Below are 16,474 nucleotides of genomic sequence, written 5' to 3'. Positions count from 1 at the left end.
TTTATTAATTCGGTTTTTAGTCAGAAAATGTTCTTGCAAAAACGAACAATTCTATTATTAACACTACAAATGATTGATGATGAAGTATATATCAAAGCCTTAAATTCTACATTAGAAAGCTGGAATGATGTTATTAACTTTTGTATTCAATCTGATTATTATCAAAAATGCTTAGAATATCGATATTCTAAAGAAATCGCTGCAAAAATTACCATTATATGGGCTTACCTTTTAACTTTTTCTTATCATGAAAGATCGAAGATCGAAAAAGATCCAGAATTGTTTCTGGAATATGCAAGTAACTTTATCAAAGAATTATCCCCTTACAAATACAACAAGAATGGCTATGACCGAGAAGGAAGAAAAATCTTTTTATCCAAAATCCGAAAGATTTTGAAAGAGCTCAAAAGCAAAAATTCTCAAGTAGAAGATCAATTAATTTTCATAAGAGAAGTGATACATATCTTCAGTGATATTAACAAGTTTTGTGAAGCATATGATTATTACCGAAGTTTTATGTTTCGAATACGTCCCAAGATAAAAGAAGAATACAACTACTATATTTAAAAAATTTTATAAAGAAGATTTATAAACTGAATTTATATATAGTTGTTTTTAAAGTTTGACGATTTGATTTTCTAAAAAAAAATTACAATATGAAAAAAGTTGCAGTATTGGCAGGTGATGGCATTGGTCCCGAAGTAGTAGAAGTAGCTCTGAAGGTTCTCAAAAAAGCATTAGGTGATCTATCCAAAGAATTCATTTGGACTACAGGATTAGTTGGGGGTGCTGCAATTGATAGCGTAGGTCATCCACTACCAAAAGAAACCTTAAGGTTATGCGAAGATTCTGATGCCATTTTTTTTGGTTCCGTTGGTGGTCCAAAGTGGGAGAATCTACCTCCGGATTTACAACCAGAAAGGGGAGCTCTTTTACCATTACGAAAGCACTTTCAACTTTTTGCAAATCTGAGACCTGTAAAGCTTTACCCTGCATTGAAAAAAGTCATTCCCATCAAAGAAGAAAGAATCCAAAACGGTGTTGATCTACTGGTAGTTCGGGAATTGACGGGTGATGTGTATTTTGGTCAGCCAAAGGGAAGAGAAGGTTTCGGAGAAACAGAAAAAGCCTATGACACAATGATTTATCATCGCTACGAGATTGAACGTATTACCAAGGTGGCATTAGATTCAGCAAAACTACGTCGAAAGAAGATCACAAGCATTGATAAAGCAAATGTTCTAACAACTATGGTTTTTTGGAGAGAAGTTGTAACAAACTATGTCCATCGATATAATCAAGAAAACAACGAAAAGATTGAATTAGAACATATGTATGTGGACAATGCGGCAATGCAGCTTATTTTGAATCCCTCCCGTTTTGATGTGATCTTGTGTAGTAATATGTTTGGAGATATTCTTTCCGATGAGGCTTCGGTTCTGGGGGGATCTTTGGGAATGCTTTCCAGTGCATCTTTATCAGTGATCCAAAATTCACAAGGTTATCCGTTTGGGTTATATGAACCTGCAGGGGGTTCTGCGCCTGATATCGCAGGAAAAGGAGTCGCTAATCCTATTGCTCAAATCCTATCGGGTGCTCTTATGTTGAGATATAGTTTTGGGTTGGATTCGATTGCTAAAAAGATCGAGGATGCAGTGGAAAGAGCTCTTCAAGATGGTGCTCGCACTAAGGATTTGGCTTTTCAAAACGAAAATTATCTATCCACAATAGAAATGGGGGAAAAAATTCTTTCATATCTATAATACCATGAAACGAATTGTTGTTTGTGAAGACGAACCTATCACCCTCAGAGATTTACGAATTGCCTGCAACACAGATTTTTCTAAGATTATAAAAGAATTCCAAGATGGTAATGAATTTCTAGAATGGTTTCGATTTCACTCTAACGAAGTGGATGTGGTCATTTTAGATATTGTTTTGAAAAAAGTTGATGGTTTTGTTTTATTTCATGAAATCCTCAATATAAGACCCAGTATTCCTGTAATCTTTATTTCGATTGAAAACTCAATACCACTAATACGTTATCTTGCTTCGATTGGAGCCAAAGATTACATTGTGAAACCTATCAAACTTGAACAATTAAAAATCAAAATGCAAAATTTATTAAAAAAGCTTTGATTATTTGAAGTTTTGATTTGCCTCAAAGAAGCATTTTCGAAATCACATTTTGGTTGCCTACGAAAATACTATTTCTTTAAATAGTCGATATGACAGTGTCTAATTTGTATTCTCAGGATATTCTTGATATTTCTACGAGAACTTCACTTCCTTTCGATCCCAAGCTAGAGAGAGTTGATAAGAAATTGATTTATGAACTTTTGCAAAAGGTTCAAAAGCCTGGAAGATACATTGGAGCTGAGTTTGGCATTCCTAAAAAACATCCTGAAGATCATTTTGTTAAAGTAGTATTGAGCTATCCTGATGTTTATGAGCTGGGTATGTCAAATGAAGGTTTAAAAATACTTTATGATCAACTTCATAGAAATGGATTTTTTTGTGATCGAGTGTTTTTGCCCTGGAGTGATTTTGGAGCTCTTTTGAAAGAATATGAAATCCCACTTTATTCTTTAGATCATTTTTTAAAAATCACAAGTTTTGATGTTTGGGGGTTTAATGTTGCCCATGAATTGAATTTTACGAATATTTTGTATGCTTTGGATTTAGCTCACATCCCTTTGTTGAGAAGCCAACGAAGACACCATGATCCTTTCATTATTTGTGGTGGAACAGCGGTTTCGAATCCTCTCCCTTTGTTTGATTTTGTGGATGGTGTCTTTATGGGGGATGGAGAAGAAGCCATCATAGAAATAGTAAAAGTGATTGAAAACGGCAAAAAGCAAAAAAAACCCCGAAAAGAAATCTTAAAAGATTTACAAAATGTCGAAGGGTTGGTAATACCTGAGTTTTACCAAGTGATTGAAAATCCCAGTGGTTATCCTACTTATTTGGGAAAAAGGGTTCAAAAAAGAACCTATCGTAGTGAGGAGTTTGCAAATTTAGAGCATATTGTGATTCCTAACATTGAAATCACCCAAGATCGAACTGTGTTGGAAGTTAATCGCGGTTGTGGTCAAGGTTGTCGGTTCTGTCATGCAGGATTTTGGAAGAGACCCGTTAGGAACGTGGCAGTCGAACGCTTGATTGAAATTGCAGGGAAATTACTTAGAAAAACCGGAAACAACGTTTTGACTCTTCATTCTTTATCCATTGCTAATTATCCTTGGTTAGAGGATTTAGTGATTGGTTTGGCAAAACGTTACGGTCCTGAGGGGGTTTCTTTGTCTCTTCCCAGTCTTCGTGTTCAAGTAAATACCATTCCCATTTTGGAAATGACTTCAGATATTCGAAAGTCGAATATTACTTTCGCATTGGAGGCAGGTTCAGAGTTTTTACGGGAAAAGATTCACAAAAAAGTCTCAGAAGAGAATCTTCACTATTTGATAAGTTTGGTTTACCAAAAAGGATGGGATTTAGTAAAAGTTTATTTTATGTTGGGACTTCCTGATTCGCGAAATAGAGAAGTCGATGATTTGATTCGATCGCTAAATGCTCTAGGCAAACTCGCAGAAGAACACGGAAAGCGAAAAAAAGTAAATGTCACAGTTTCTTTATTTGTTCCCAAACCCTTTACTACGTTTCAGTGGGAAGAACAAAAACCCCCCGAATACTTCGAGGAAGCCATCCAAAGAATCAAAAACGAAGTTCGTTCGAAAAGAGTATGGGTTCGTCATCCTTCCCCATGGATGGCATATATAGAAGGACTATTATCACGAGGTGATCACAGAGTAGGAGAATATCTTTTGAAGGCTTACCAAAAAGGAGCTAAGTTTGATTCTTGGGACGATGGTTTTCGAGAAGACATCTGGCGTGAAATCATGGAAGAAATCCCAGTTTCTCTGAAAACTCTATGGCTGGGGAAAAAACATCCAGGAACTCCCATGCCGTGGGAAGATGTTGTCGATGGTTTTCCTATCGAAAAATTACTTCGAGATTATGAGAAGTTCGAGGCCATCACAGAAGAAAACATCAACCCAGTAAAAAGAGAATTATTAGATCCATCAAAATATCCGCCAGAACTCTTCAAGAAGGTTTCAATCCCAAAAGAGAAAATGGTATCCAAGTCCCTTGTGAAGCTTACTTATGCAAAAATCAGGGATTTTGTTTATATAAGCCATTTGGATACGGTAGAAGTTTTTCGAAAAGCCCTAAGGCGTGCAAAGTTCCCCATGACCTTTACCAGTGGTTTTAACAAAACCGAGAAACTTCATACAACAAATTCCCTTCCTCTTTATGTGCATTCTCTAAAAGAAGAACTCTATCTTCATAGTTATAAAAACCTTCATCAAGAAGCATTGTCAAAATACTTCGAAGAAATCGAAAACAATCTCCCAGAAGATTTAATTTTAATGAATTTAGAAGTAGTAAAACAATATCAAAAACCGAAAGAAGTATCATATCGATTAGAGTTTCGAGATCAAATTTTATTTGAAAATATTTACAAAAAAATATTACAAATTTTTTCAAACAATCAACACGCAGTCCTTTCATCCAACGGAAAACCAAAGATCATAAATATTCTTCATTTTGAGTTGTGCTCTCAAAAAGATTTTATTCAATATTTGAAAAATTCCTATCCCAACTCAGAAAGAATCAAACATAAACTTTATTTTGATCAAAAGGACTGGTTATATGGCATTCATCTTCATTTACCCGAAGCCAATGAACAATTCATTTCTCTTTCTGATTTGGTGACTCAAAACTTGGAGATTCCCAAATCTCAATGGAATGTTTATCTTCGAGTAATTAAGTTATAAAAAAAGGTCAGCGAATGCTGACCTCAAGCAACTTGTTTTTGGATTTTTCTTGTTTGAAACTCTAAATGGATTTGTCGTGCAATGATTTTGGTTCGGGAGTGAATTTCTCCTTTATCGTCAGTCCATCGATCTTGTCGTAAATCCCCTAATATGGTGACTCTTGCTCCTTTTTTTAGATGTTTGCTGCAAATCTCTGCGTTTTTTCCCCATGCTTCTATGGAAAAAAAACTCACCGATTCTTTTTTTCTACTATGATTTACAGCAAGGGTGAGGATTGCCACTTTTTGGTTTTCGCCAACGATACGGAGCTCAGGTTCTTTTACTATAACACCACGAACAAACGTGTATGCTAAACTCGCCATATCACCTCCTTAGGTATCTATGTTTTAAATATCAAAAATAGGAATTTTTTTTCAAAAGATTTTGAGGAAAATAAGACAAATCAAAATGTATGTTGGAAAAAAATAGTTTCTCGAAAAAGCAGTGGAAAATCATTCATGATGACTCACCTTATAAACAGATTGTAGCTGCTGCAGGGAGTGGAAAGACGAAAACCGTCATTGGCTATACCATCAAATCCATTGAAGAGAATGAGTTTTTATTACTTCTTTCGTTTAGTCGAAAGGCTTGTGGAGAATTACGAAGTCGGCTGCCGAAAGTATATCATCCTCATGTAGAAATCAGAACCTTTCATGCCTTTTGTTATCATTATATAAAAAAATATCATCCAACATTATCAAAATCAGGATTTCGGATCCTACTTGATGAGCAAAAAGAAAAGTTTATCGAAAACCTGATCCTTTCAGACCCAAAGAAAAGTAAGGGAATTCCCTATGAAATCATAGTAAAAAAGTTAAATCACTTGAAGCAATACCATCCAGAGCTCTTTGAATGGGTGTATCGAGAAATCCAGCACTACAAAAAAGAAAACCACTTTCTCGAATTCGAGGACCTCATTGAAATCGTATTGGAAGGACTAAAGAACCAAGAAGAATGGGTTTCTATTCTAAAAGAAACATATCAAAATGTGATTGTTGATGAATTTCAAGACACGGACCCAAGACAACTGTATTTTTTATCCTTACTTCAGCCAAAGAAGTTGTTTGTTGTGGGAGATGATTGGCAGGCAATTTATGGATTTCGAGGAGCCACTGTGGAACCTTTTTTGAAATTTAGAAAGTTTTTTCATAATGCAAAAGTCTTTTATCTTAACGAGAATTTTCGAAGTTTAGAACCGATTGTCAAACTAGGGAATCACGTAATTTCGTATTCTTCTAAAAAAATTCCCAAAATCGTAAGAACCATTCGAAAGCAAAAATCTCCACATCCCGTTTTGTCTTTCGAGATCCAATCCCACAAAGACGTAGAGAAAATCGTGAATTATGTGGTTTCTTACCAAGCCATGATTCTTGTTCGAAGTAATTATCGAAAAAATTTTTGGCTTCAAAATGGAGTTCCTCTTTCACAAGTGATGACCATCCATAAATCAAAAGGGTTGGAGTTTCCTGTGGTGTTTTTGGATTTGGCAAAAGGATGGAGTGGGGAGGAATTTTTAACCGACGAAGAAATCCGAGTTCTCTACGTAGGAATCACGAGAGCAAAAAACTTGTGTATCATTTTATACGAATATCATCCTACAAGCATTGAATTAAAAATTTTTCGAAAAGTGGTTTTCAAAAAGACAGAAAATTCACGCCATCAAGAGCTTGAGGCTTTTTTAGCGAGAGAAAAAGAACAACGAATTTAAACCTTCAGGCTCGTGATAAAACGATCTATTGCAAAATCCAAAATTGGATTTAATTCTTGTTTAAGTAAACTCAAGTTGTTTCTCTGATTGAGGATCAAAATTCCTTCTAATAAACTCCAGATGGTTATGGCAGCCGCAGAAGTGTTTTCTACTTTGAATTCCTTTTTTTGTTTCCCTAACCGAATGATTGATTCAATAAACCTCAAGATGTCTCTTGCTTTTACGTGGATTTCTTTGCTGATTTTGGTGTGATTTTCCCGTAATTCTTCTTCTGTTAGATTCAACACAGCTATGATGTCGAAGTATTCAGGGTTTCTTTGGTAGAACTCAATATAGGCTTTAGCAAGGATACGAATCATTTTTTCTGCAGTTTCAGTATCAACATCGATAGATTTTACTGAGTTTCGTAGGTGTTCTTCTAATTGTAATATCCCTTCGAACAACACGTTTTTGTAGATTGTAAGTTTGTTATCAAAATATAGATAAAACGTTCCTATGCTGACTCCAGCTCGATCAGTTATGTCTTTGATGGTTGTGTTGCGATAACCGTTTTCAAAGAAAATCTGCTTTGCTGCCTCTAAAAGTGCATTTTTTCGTATGTTTCTTGCTTCGTCAGTTCGAGCTCTACGAAATCGATTGTGTATTGTGTTGTATACAATCTGATTTATATTTCTATTTTGATTTTGGGATACTGCCTCTTCCATGTAGCACCTCTTTTTTTATTTATAATTTATTTTGTTTTCTCTCTTTGTAAATTGGAATTCTTTCTTTATGATTAGGGATTGACGAAGTTTGTTATTTTGAGAACTTGAAGTTCATGAAGGTGGCGATTTCAAGTGATGAGTGGGCTGAAGTCGTGGAAATTGTGATCAATGAATGCAAAAATCGTGGTTATGAAGTGGAATACTACGGACCCGATAAGCGTGAGTCTTCTGTGGATTGGCCAATTGTTTCTGCAAAGGTGGCTTGTTTAGTAGCTCAAAAGAAAGTCGATTTTGGGATTGTTATGTGTTGGACCGGAACTGGTGCAACCCTTGCTGCAAATAAATTTCAAGGAGTTCGAGCTGCCTTGTGTTTTGATGCAGAAACTGCAAAAGGAGCGAAAATTTGGAATCATGCGAATGTCTTAGGACTTAGCCTACGACTAACAACCCCCTTCAAAGCAAAAGAAATCCTTGCTGCATTTTTTGATACACCCTATAGCGAAGATGAATGGAATAAACGCCAAATGGCAAGGATTGCAGAAATCGAAGAAAAACAATGCAAATTTGTCAAAGATATCTAAACAAATAATTAGAAAAAAAATCCATCTTAACGCTCATTTTGTTGTTGAAAGAAAATCGAAAAAAGTCATATCTTGTTTCCACTCAAATCAAATCTCAAAAGGTGAAAATGAAAAGTAAAAAAAATTATGTATTACTTATTTTTTCTTTGATATTGATAGGGAATTTATATTCACAAGAAGTCTCAAAAAAGGACCCTCAGCAGGAACTCAAAGAAATAGAAAAGAGCTGGATGGAAGAAATCCAGATGCAAAATCCGCAGCGAACTCTAAATCCAGCACCCAATGAAAACCCACAGGCAAACGTCATTTTCGATGAAACCCCCACGGTCGCTGGCTTGATTTTTCGATTTGTTTTTGTTCTCGGGATTTTTGGATTTTTTTTCTATTATTTAATCAAATATCTCAAAAAGAAGCATTGGATTGTTGGAGACACGGCTTCTCCAGTGCAAATCTTAGGAACTATACCCCTGATGTCGGGGAAGTTTCTGCAAATCGTTGATATTGCCGGTCAAATTGTGATTTTGGGAATTTCCGAAAACTCGATTCAATTAGTGCAGGTGGTAGAAAACAGCATCGTTGCCGAAAAAATTCGTCTTTGGTATCAAGACTATCAACAAAAAAGAAGAGCGTATGAGAATCAGTGGAAAACTTTCTTTAGGGAGAATTTTTTTCAAACTTTTCAATTGTGGCATTCCCAGAAGAATCCACAACGAAGCTTTTATGCAGAACTGACCAATAAGAAAAATGATGAAATCACTCTTAAAGAATTCGAAGAACTTCTTCGAATCCAACAAGATCAGTTAAAACGCTTCAAAGAAAGCGAGATATGAGAAAGATAAAAAAAATTCTTCCATTTACTTTTGTCGTAATTTTGTTTTTTGTTAGTGAATTATTTGCTCAAGAAATTCCCAACCTAACGATCCCTGTGATAGAAGGTGTAAGAGCTGCAAGAAACGGACAAGAGGCTTCTACTTCTTTGATGTTGATTTTACTGGTTTCTATTTTGAGCTTGGCTCCTGCTTTGATCATGATGATGACTTCTTATACCAAGATTGTGATTGTTCTGGATTTTGTCCGTAGAGCTCTGGCATTGCAAAACATGCCTCCAAACCAAGTGCTATTTAGCTTAGCATTGTTTTTGACGTTCTTCATCATGGCACCTACTTTCAGAGAATTCAATGAAAGAGCTCTCGAACCCTATTTAAGAAACGAATTATCAACCACAGAGTTCCTCGATAGAGGGATTGAGCCCTTCCGAAAATTCATGATCAAACAAATTGGAAAAGATGGGGGAAAAGAAATCGCTTTGTTTGTTAAATTGGCGGGGAAAGATATTTCTCAAATCCAAAAATTAGATGATATCGATACTTATATTGTGGTGCCTGCCTTTATGCTTTCAGAAATGAAAAAAGCATTCATTATTGGCGTTTTGATTTTCATTCCTTTTATCATTATCGATATTGTTATTTCTTCCACCTTGATGTCGATGGGAATGATCATGTTACCACCTGCCATCATTTCTCTACCCTTCAAAATCATACTCTTTATTCTTGTTGACGGTTGGCATTTGATTACTTACAATCTGGTTCAATCCTACTTTTAGGAGATGAAAATGACAGAAACCGATATCTTAAAACTAACTTACGATACGTTGATCGTTACATTAAAGATCTCTGCCCCCATTTTGATTTTGAGTTTAATCACAGGGCTGGTGATTTCTATCTTGCAAACGACCACAGCCATTCAAGAACAAACCCTTACCTTTGTGCCGAAGCTCTTTGCAGTATTTATTGCGCTAATTTTGTTTTCTACGTATATCATCCATACGATTGTGGATTTTACTATTGAACTTTTTAATCTGATCATTCGATTTTGAGGATGGAGCCTTTTTTCAAAGGTTTTTGGAGTTTACTTTTGATTTTTTCTCGGATTATGGGGATTGTTTTTGTTTTGCCTGTGATTTCGTCAGAGAACATCCCCTATCGCTTTCGAGTGAGTATTGCTGTTTTTCTTTCATTTTTGTTTTTCCCTTTGGTTTCGTTCCATCTTCCCAAAACTTCGTTTGAAAACTTCTATGCTTATCTGTTGGAGTTTTTTACTCAGTTTTTCATTGGTTTCATGATTGGATTTATGATACTTGTGATTTTTTCCGCTTTCATCATGACGGGTGAGTTTTTAAGCATACAGATGGGGATATCTTTTTCAGAAGTGTTGGATCCACAATCTCAAGTCTCTTTGCCCATTATTGGAACTTTGAAAAACCTTTTGGGGATTTTACTTTTTTTGACCGTTGATTTTGAGTTAGATGGTTATTATTTACCTACCTATTTACATGTGATTCGTGCATTGTATTATTCGTTTTCTGCATTGCCGACCCTACAATTTGATACGCAAACCTTAGGTGGCTTTCTGAATTCTTTGGATCAGGCCTTTGGTATCATGTTTTTGACTTCCTTGAAGTTAGGACTTCCCTTGGTGGGGATTTTGTTTATTACTTCTGTAGCTCTGGGGGTGATCAATAAAGCCTCACCTCAGTTCAATCTTTTGAATTTGGGTTTACAATTCAATATTATTGTTGGCTTGATTGTGTTTATTCTAATCATACCTGTGATGATTTCCATCATGAAGGACTCTTTTATCATTGCTTTGCAATTTTTGGGGGAGATGTTCCATGACATTCCCAAAGTCAATCGCTAAACCTAATTATTTAGAACTCACACTTTGGGAGATTTTACATAAGGATTTTGTTTTAGATGATATTGATTTTCAAAGATTTGCCGCAGAAGACGAAGGAAGAACCGAAGAACCTACCGAACGTAGAAAAAGAGAAGAAAGAGAGAAAGGGAATATTCCCCGCACCAATGAAATCCCATCCGCCTTAATCCTGTTAGGAACTACATTTGTCTTGTTTTTACTTTCGACTTATTTTGTGCACCAAATCTCCGAGCTCTTTCGAGTATCTTTCCAAAAAATATCCGAGATCCAGAATTTTGACGTAGAAGATGCAAGAGAATTTTTATGGGGTTTTTTCTGGAATGCAGGAAAGATTGTTTTTCCCATGGTTTTGGCTTCTTTTCTTTTGGGGATTGTGGGGAATGTGGTTCAAGTTGGATTTTTGTTTACCCTCAGACCTTTAGAATTCCAGTTCCAACGAATCTTTCCTGATTTTCGTAGAATACTTCCAACAAGAAGGAACCTCATTGGACTTCTCAAAACCATTGCTCAAGTTTTATTAGTGATTTTGATTACATACATCATCATCCAAGATGATCTTATTCCCATGCTGAAATCTTCAAACACAGATTTGCAAAAAGCCATCTCCATTTTTGGGATTGTCACTCTTAAAGTATTGATCATCACTGGTATCTTTCTATTGATCATAGCGATTTTGGATTATTTCTATCAAAGATATGAATATATCGAAAGTTTAAAAATGACCATATCCGAAGTCAGACAAGAGATCAAAGAAGAAATTGGAGATCCCCTAATCCGTAAAAGGCAAAGGGAGCGAGCACTGGAGATCCTCAAGGACCGAGCTTCTCTGAGAAAAGTCAAAGAGGCAGATGTGGTGATTACAAACCCAACCCATTATGCGGTGGCATTACAATATAACTATCCTTTGGATCATGCCCCAAAAGTCATAGCAAAGGGAAAAGACTCCATTGCTTTGTTGATGAAAGTAGTTGCTCGAGAAAACAACATTCCCATCGAAGAAAACCCTCCCTTAGCAAGGGAATTATATCATCGTGTTGAGATTGGACAAGAAATCCCCCAAGAATTTTATCGAGCTGTTGTTTTGATTTATCAAAAACTTGAGAAATTCAGAAAACTGATAGGTAAGTAATTATGACAGATTATATTGCTTTGATTCGTAAATACATAGCAAGTGGAGATTCCATCTTAGGTTTTGGGATCATTTTTATCATTGCCTTGATTATCATTCCCCTTCCTGGAGGTTTTTTAGATGCTTTGATTGCTGTGAGTTTATTTTCTTCGATCTTGATTTTACTTACTTCTCTTAGCATTACGAAACCTGCGGATTTTAGTTCTTTCCCTACGTTGTTGTTGATTACCACCATTTATCGTATCGCCCTCAACATTTCCACAACAAGACTGATTTTAACCAAAGGTCCCGCAGCTGATTCAGCTCTCATTGATGCTTTCGGTTCATTCGTGATTGGAGGTGGTGGAGGCACCTTTTCTTTGGTAGTGGGAATCATCATCTTCTTGATTTTGACGTTGGTGCAAGTGATCGTGATAACAAGGGGAGCAACGAGGGTTTCTGAAGTCGCAGCAAGATTTGCTTTGGATTCCATGCCTGGGAAGCAAATGGCAATTGATGCAGATTTGAGTGCTGGCTATATTGACGAAGCAGAAGCCCGACGAAGAAGATTAGCTCTACAACAAGAAATGAATTTCTATGGAGCTATGGATGGTGCCTCGAAATTTGTCCAGGGTGATGTCCGTTTAGGATTAGTCATAACGGCTATCAATATCATTGGTGGAATGATCATTGGGCTTACCATACAGAATTTGAGTTTTAACGAAGCCTTAGAAGTTTATACAAGATTTACGATTGGTGATGGTTTGGTATCCCAAATCCCCGCTTTGTTGATTTCTACAGCAACGGGTGTGGTAGTGGCGAGATCTTCAGGTGAGGATTCTCTACCCCAAGAACTCCAAAAACAATTATTTAGCAATGCAAATTTACTTTACTTAACGGGTTTCTTCTTGATACTTGCGGGCTTGATTCCTGGTTTCCCCATGATCACGCTTTTTCTTCTGGGGGGTGGCTTGATTTATTTGGCTTATCGAATGGAGAGAGCCATTAAGCTCCAAAAAGAAAAAGAAATCCAAGAAATCCAAAAACAAAAGGCAGAAGAAGAAAGAAAACCCGAAACCTATCTAGAACACCTAAAATCAGAACCTTTAGAAATTGAAGTGGGGTATAATTTAATCCCATTAGTGGATCCCAAAAGTGGAGGAACCCTCTTAGATCAAATCTCAAGGCTTCGAAGAAGATATGCTATGGATTTAGGACTCATTGTTCCTCCTGTGAGGATTCGCGACAATATGAACCTAGAACCCGATGAGTATGCCATTCGACTTCATGGCAGTTTGATTTCCACGGCAAAAGTGGAACCCGAAAAGCTTTTAGCTATCGATACAGGTAAAACCAAAGGACCTATCCCCAATGCCGTAGAGATTCGAGAACCCACGTATCAGCTCCGTTCTTATTGGATAGAACCATCACGTAAGAATGAGGCTGAGGATTTGGGTTATGATGTTGTGGATCCTTCAACTGTGATTGCAACCCATTTATCTTCAATCATCCAACAAAACAGCCACGAAATCTTAGGAAGACAAGAAATCAAAAACATCTTGGATAAAGTTCGAGAAGACAATTCTGTGATTGTGGACGAAATCCTCAATGAAAAAAAGATCGGATTGGATATCATCCAGCAGGTGTTCCAAAACCTACTTAGAGAAAACGTATCCATCAAAAACGTAGTGAAAATCTTAGAGGCAATTTCCACTAATTGGGAAAAAGTTGCTCGAGATCCTTTTCTTCTTACTGAAGCCGTAAGGCAATCCATACGAAGGCAAATTGTATCAGAATATGTAGATCAAACCAAAACCCTAAAAGCCATCATTATCCATCCCGATTTGGATCAAAAACTCAGAGAAGGCATCCACAAGGATCCCGATGAAGGCTTCATTCTGGCATTGAATCCTGAGTTTCAGATCAGACTCCAGCAGCTTTTAGCAAGAGAATACCAAAAAGCCAATAAAGACAATGTTTATCCTGTTTTCATCACAAGTAGAACCACAAGAGCTGGGTTATTTTATATTTTGGAGCGATTATTCCCAACAAAGAATTTTGCTGTGATTGCTCATGAAGAAATCCCACCTGAAATCAAATTAGAAAGATATTCGGATATTTCCTTGGAGCACTTTGAAAGTGAACTTGTTTAAGAAAATTTATAAATTTTATTTCATAATCATTTTTCTTTTGTTGAGTTGTTCGAAGGAGGACTATTTCGAAAAAGAAATCCATTTGGATTTTGTTGTGACTTTAGGAAATTATTATAACTTTAGCCGTTGGATTTTCATTCCCGAAAAAGAATTAACCCTTTTGCTTTTTTTCAATCCTGATTCGTATGTAGTCAAAGAAAAGGACATTCTTTCAGAAAACATACGATTTGAAGAATACAAAACCCAATCATGGGAAGAAAAGATCGAAGTATTCAAAAAAATCACACAGAAAAATCCCAATAGTAGGATACACTTAAAGGACCAACAATTTGAACAAATGATTGATTTTCTTGAAGGTTTGGAACTCTTTCTTATTCAAAGATTGCAATTTTTAGAATCGGACCATTTCTTTCTCGAGGGAAAGAGTAGGTTTTACAGTGACTATCTGAAGGACTATTTAGTTTCTTTGGAAACCTACGAAAGGGGGAATTACTATATTGCTTCCCAAAACCGACATTTTCGATTCGAGACATTTCTTCTTAATTTTTTGTACCAGCTCCGTGATAAAAGAACCATTTTCGAAAAAGATAACCAAATTAAGGTTCTTCACAATATCCTCAAAAGTGAAATCCATATCGATGATTTGAGAAAACTTTTCTTTACTTTGGCAAGTTATGATTTTTTGGTGGTGGAGTTTCCGTTGATGGTGGTGTCAAACCATCAAACCAACGAAAAAGAATTGGTGCTAAATCTCGAGAAATCCAAAGAAGTTTATGAATCAGTCGTAGAAAACATCAAAACTCAAAACGAGATTGAAGTCACATTAGAAATTCTCAATGCCAGTGAAGTCAATCGCTTAGCTAATCGCTTAAAATCCATCATTGATTCCCAAAAATATAAAGTCATGGCAACGGAGAATTTCCCTTTTCCATTAGAAGAAACAATATTGGTTAATAATAACGGAAATTCTTTATTTATCAAAGAAATAAGAAAAATTTTAAACATAGACGAAAAAAGGATTTATTTTTATAAAAGAACTAGAGAAGTGGGATTGTCTTTGATTTTAGGAAAAGATTTCGAAATGAATAAATTCATAAGGAAATGAGTATTCGAAGAAAAAGAAAGTTAAAACCAAAACCCCAAAAAATAGAGCAAATCGAACAAAAATTCCTAAAAGTTTCCGAAAAACAAGAAGTTCGTAAATTGGTGGAAGAAATCGTCAATTTCTTGGATGATAAGAAAATGCAAAACATCATCGTGATGAACTTAGAAATAGTTAATCCTTATTTTGGGATTTTTATCATCGCATCTGCAAATTCCTATCTTCAGTTAGGAATGGTGGCAAAGGAATTTCAAAAAAAGTTTTTCGACTATATGCCAGAAAAAAACTCAAAAACCCAAGATGCACAATCAGGTTGGTTGATCTTTGATTTTGTTGATGTCATTGTTCATCTTTTTATGCCAGAACAAAGAAGTTATTATAACTTGGAAAAACTTTGGGGGGACTCAGAAATCATTTATACTTCTGATACAAAACAATTCCAATGGTAGAAATTCCATAAATAACCAACGACAACCAAATCGAAACATAAAGACTAAAAGGAAGAAAAACAAAAAAAGACATCAAACTAATACCATAAATTTTTTTTAATTTTCTGGCATGCTTTTCCCAAAAAACAGATAAAACTCCCATTACTTGGAACAAACTCAAAAAAACCAGCAAAACAAGAGAAAAAACAATATTCAGATCAAGCTTCTCACTTTTAGATTGTTCCATAGTGTTTTTGATAATACCTCCAACAAAAAGAATCAATAGGAAAGAACTAAAAACCAATAAAAAAATATCTTCTTTAGTAAGGTTACGAAGGTTTCTCATGATCTTCCAAAAATCGAAATTTCTTTAGGAGAAAGAGAAGAACTTGATAAAATAAGATCAACCCACCAGTGAAAAGTAAAGCTTTGATCAAAAACGACTCCCAAGAAAAATCATACCGAAAATGAAATTTAAAAATATTGATCAAAACAAAAGTAAACAAAACATACGAGTGGACCGAATGTTCGATGCGAAGAGCTCTCTTGAGGGAAAATCTTAAGTTGCTAAAAGAACTAGGGAATGCTTTCCAATTTCCTAAAATTAGCATGGGAACTTGTTTTTTGTATTCAAGGTATTCATTTTGAAATTTTTTTGTCAGATAATCTTCTTCTGCTTTGATGATGGCATAGTAAACAAAATAAAAAAAAGGAAGTATCAAAAACCAATGAAGATACGAATTAAACGAAAATACACCTCCCGTGATGATAAGCAAGTTTCCCAGATACAAGGGATTTCGGCTATGGGCAAAAAAGCCTTCTTTATGGAGTTGTTCTGCATGGATTTGTTTTCTCATTCCCGCTCTTTTGATATAGATAAAACCAATCACAAGGGTTCGAAATACCAAGCCTTTCAAAATTAAAATCAATCCCAAAAAAGAAAAAAAATAGTCATGTTCTAAGCCACCGAAAGACTTTAATAAAAAAAAATCACTTTTGATGGTTAACGCATAAAGGCTTCCCAAAAAAAACAAACTAAAAAGAGGATCTCGCCACCGAAAAAGAAAATTCCCAAAAGAAATAATCAAATTCATAGCAACC

At 35.6% G+C, this 16,474-nt stretch carries 18 protein-coding genes; 14 read left to right on the top strand and 4 right to left on the bottom strand.

Annotated elements, in window-relative coordinates; translation table 11 throughout:
- Nucleotides 1-69 precede the first annotated feature (69 nt).
- From NZ853_06085 to NZ853_06070, 4 genes are all read left to right on the top strand, one after another.
- A complete protein-coding gene (locus tag NZ853_06085; GenBank protein ID MCS7205248.1) occupies nt 70-567 on the top strand; it encodes a hypothetical protein in 498 nt (165 codons plus the stop codon).
- Between the two features lie 89 nt (nt 568-656).
- Nucleotides 657-1,763, top strand: coding sequence for a 3-isopropylmalate dehydrogenase (gene leuB / locus NZ853_06080; GenBank protein MCS7205247.1), 1,107 nt, complete (start codon nt 657-659; stop codon nt 1,761-1,763).
- 4 nt (nt 1,764-1,767) lie between these two features.
- A complete protein-coding gene (locus NZ853_06075; protein MCS7205246.1) occupies nt 1,768-2,139 on the top strand; it encodes a response regulator in 372 nt (123 codons plus the stop codon).
- A gap of 89 nt (nt 2,140-2,228) precedes the next feature.
- Entirely contained in the window at nt 2,229-4,835 is a 2,607-nt protein-coding gene (locus tag NZ853_06070) for a TIGR03960 family B12-binding radical SAM protein (protein ID MCS7205245.1), read from the top strand.
- A 23-nt stretch (nt 4,836-4,858) separates the two neighbouring features.
- On the opposite strand, the gene NZ853_06065 is transcribed toward NZ853_06070, so the two are convergent.
- Nucleotides 4,859-5,197, bottom strand: a complete 339-nt coding sequence (locus NZ853_06065) for a single-stranded DNA-binding protein (GenBank protein ID MCS7205244.1) — start codon at nt 5,195-5,197, stop codon at nt 4,859-4,861.
- An 89-nt stretch (nt 5,198-5,286) separates the two neighbouring features.
- On the opposite strand from NZ853_06065, the gene NZ853_06060 reads away from it, so the two are divergent.
- A complete protein-coding gene (locus tag NZ853_06060; protein ID MCS7205243.1) occupies nt 5,287-6,582 on the top strand; it encodes a UvrD-helicase domain-containing protein in 1,296 nt (431 codons plus the stop codon).
- Here the strand turns inward: NZ853_06060 and NZ853_06055 are convergent.
- Nucleotides 6,579-7,286: a TetR/AcrR family transcriptional regulator gene (locus tag NZ853_06055; GenBank protein MCS7205242.1), complete on the bottom strand. Its 708-nt coding sequence runs from the start codon at nt 7,284-7,286 to the stop codon at nt 6,579-6,581. The genes NZ853_06060 and NZ853_06055 overlap by 4 nt on opposite strands.
- 113 nt (nt 7,287-7,399) lie before the next feature.
- Between NZ853_06055 and NZ853_06050 the strand changes: the two genes are divergently transcribed.
- The 9 genes from NZ853_06050 to rsfS all read left to right on the top strand — a co-directional run bounded on the left by NZ853_06050 (nt 7,400) and on the right by rsfS (nt 15,394).
- Entirely contained in the window at nt 7,400-7,867 is a 468-nt protein-coding gene (locus tag NZ853_06050) for an RpiB/LacA/LacB family sugar-phosphate isomerase (GenBank protein ID MCS7205241.1), read from the top strand.
- A gap of 107 nt (nt 7,868-7,974) precedes the next feature.
- Nucleotides 7,975-8,697, top strand: coding sequence for a flagellar biosynthetic protein FliO (locus tag NZ853_06045; protein ID MCS7205240.1), 723 nt, complete (start codon nt 7,975-7,977; stop codon nt 8,695-8,697).
- Complete coding sequence (gene fliP / locus NZ853_06040; protein ID MCS7205239.1) at nt 8,694-9,470, top strand: flagellar type III secretion system pore protein FliP; 777 nt, start codon at nt 8,694-8,696, stop codon at nt 9,468-9,470. Before NZ853_06045 ends, fliP begins: the two co-directional genes overlap by 4 nt.
- A gap of 9 nt (nt 9,471-9,479) precedes the next feature.
- The gene (fliQ, locus tag NZ853_06035) at nt 9,480-9,743 is read left to right on the top strand and encodes a flagellar biosynthesis protein FliQ (GenBank protein MCS7205238.1); all 264 of its coding nucleotides are present in this window, start codon (nt 9,480-9,482) and stop codon (nt 9,741-9,743) included.
- Nucleotides 9,744-9,745: 2 nt separating this feature from the next.
- The gene (gene fliR, locus NZ853_06030; protein ID MCS7205237.1) at nt 9,746-10,564 is read left to right on the top strand and encodes a flagellar biosynthetic protein FliR; all 819 of its coding nucleotides are present in this window, start codon (nt 9,746-9,748) and stop codon (nt 10,562-10,564) included.
- On the top strand, nt 10,539-11,711 hold the full coding sequence (locus NZ853_06025) for an EscU/YscU/HrcU family type III secretion system export apparatus switch protein (protein ID MCS7205236.1): 1,173 nt from the start codon (nt 10,539-10,541) through the stop codon (nt 11,709-11,711). Before fliR ends, NZ853_06025 begins: the two co-directional genes overlap by 26 nt.
- Nucleotides 11,712-11,713: 2 nt before the next feature.
- Nucleotides 11,714-13,843 (top strand): flagellar biosynthesis protein FlhA, encoded by a 2,130-nt coding sequence (locus NZ853_06020; GenBank protein ID MCS7205235.1) that lies wholly within the window; start codon nt 11,714-11,716, stop codon nt 13,841-13,843.
- Nucleotides 13,836-14,948, top strand: coding sequence for a LytR C-terminal domain-containing protein (locus tag NZ853_06015; protein ID MCS7205234.1), 1,113 nt, complete (start codon nt 13,836-13,838; stop codon nt 14,946-14,948). Before NZ853_06020 ends, NZ853_06015 begins: the two co-directional genes overlap by 8 nt.
- Nucleotides 14,945-15,394 carry a ribosome silencing factor gene (gene rsfS, locus NZ853_06010; GenBank protein MCS7205233.1) on the top strand — a complete coding sequence of 150 codons (450 nt, stop codon included), beginning with the start codon at nt 14,945-14,947 and terminating at the stop codon, nt 15,392-15,394. Before NZ853_06015 ends, rsfS begins: the two co-directional genes overlap by 4 nt.
- Here rsfS and NZ853_06005 read toward each other — a convergent pair.
- Together NZ853_06005 and NZ853_06000 are read right to left on the bottom strand one after the other, a co-directional pair.
- Entirely contained in the window at nt 15,357-15,719 is a 363-nt protein-coding gene (locus NZ853_06005; GenBank protein ID MCS7205232.1) for a hypothetical protein, read from the bottom strand. The genes rsfS and NZ853_06005 overlap by 38 nt on opposite strands.
- Nucleotides 15,703-16,467, bottom strand: a complete 765-nt coding sequence (locus NZ853_06000) for a hypothetical protein (GenBank protein ID MCS7205231.1) — start codon at nt 16,465-16,467, stop codon at nt 15,703-15,705. Before NZ853_06000 ends, NZ853_06005 begins: the two co-directional genes overlap by 17 nt.
- Between the last annotated feature and the right edge of the window lie 7 nt (nt 16,468-16,474).

The sequence above is a fragment of the Leptospiraceae bacterium genome (assembly GCA_025059995.1).
In the GTDB taxonomy this organism is placed as follows: Bacteria; Spirochaetota; Leptospiria; order Leptospirales; family Leptonemataceae; genus SKYB61.
This window is presented reverse-complemented; position numbering and strand designations above follow the sequence as displayed.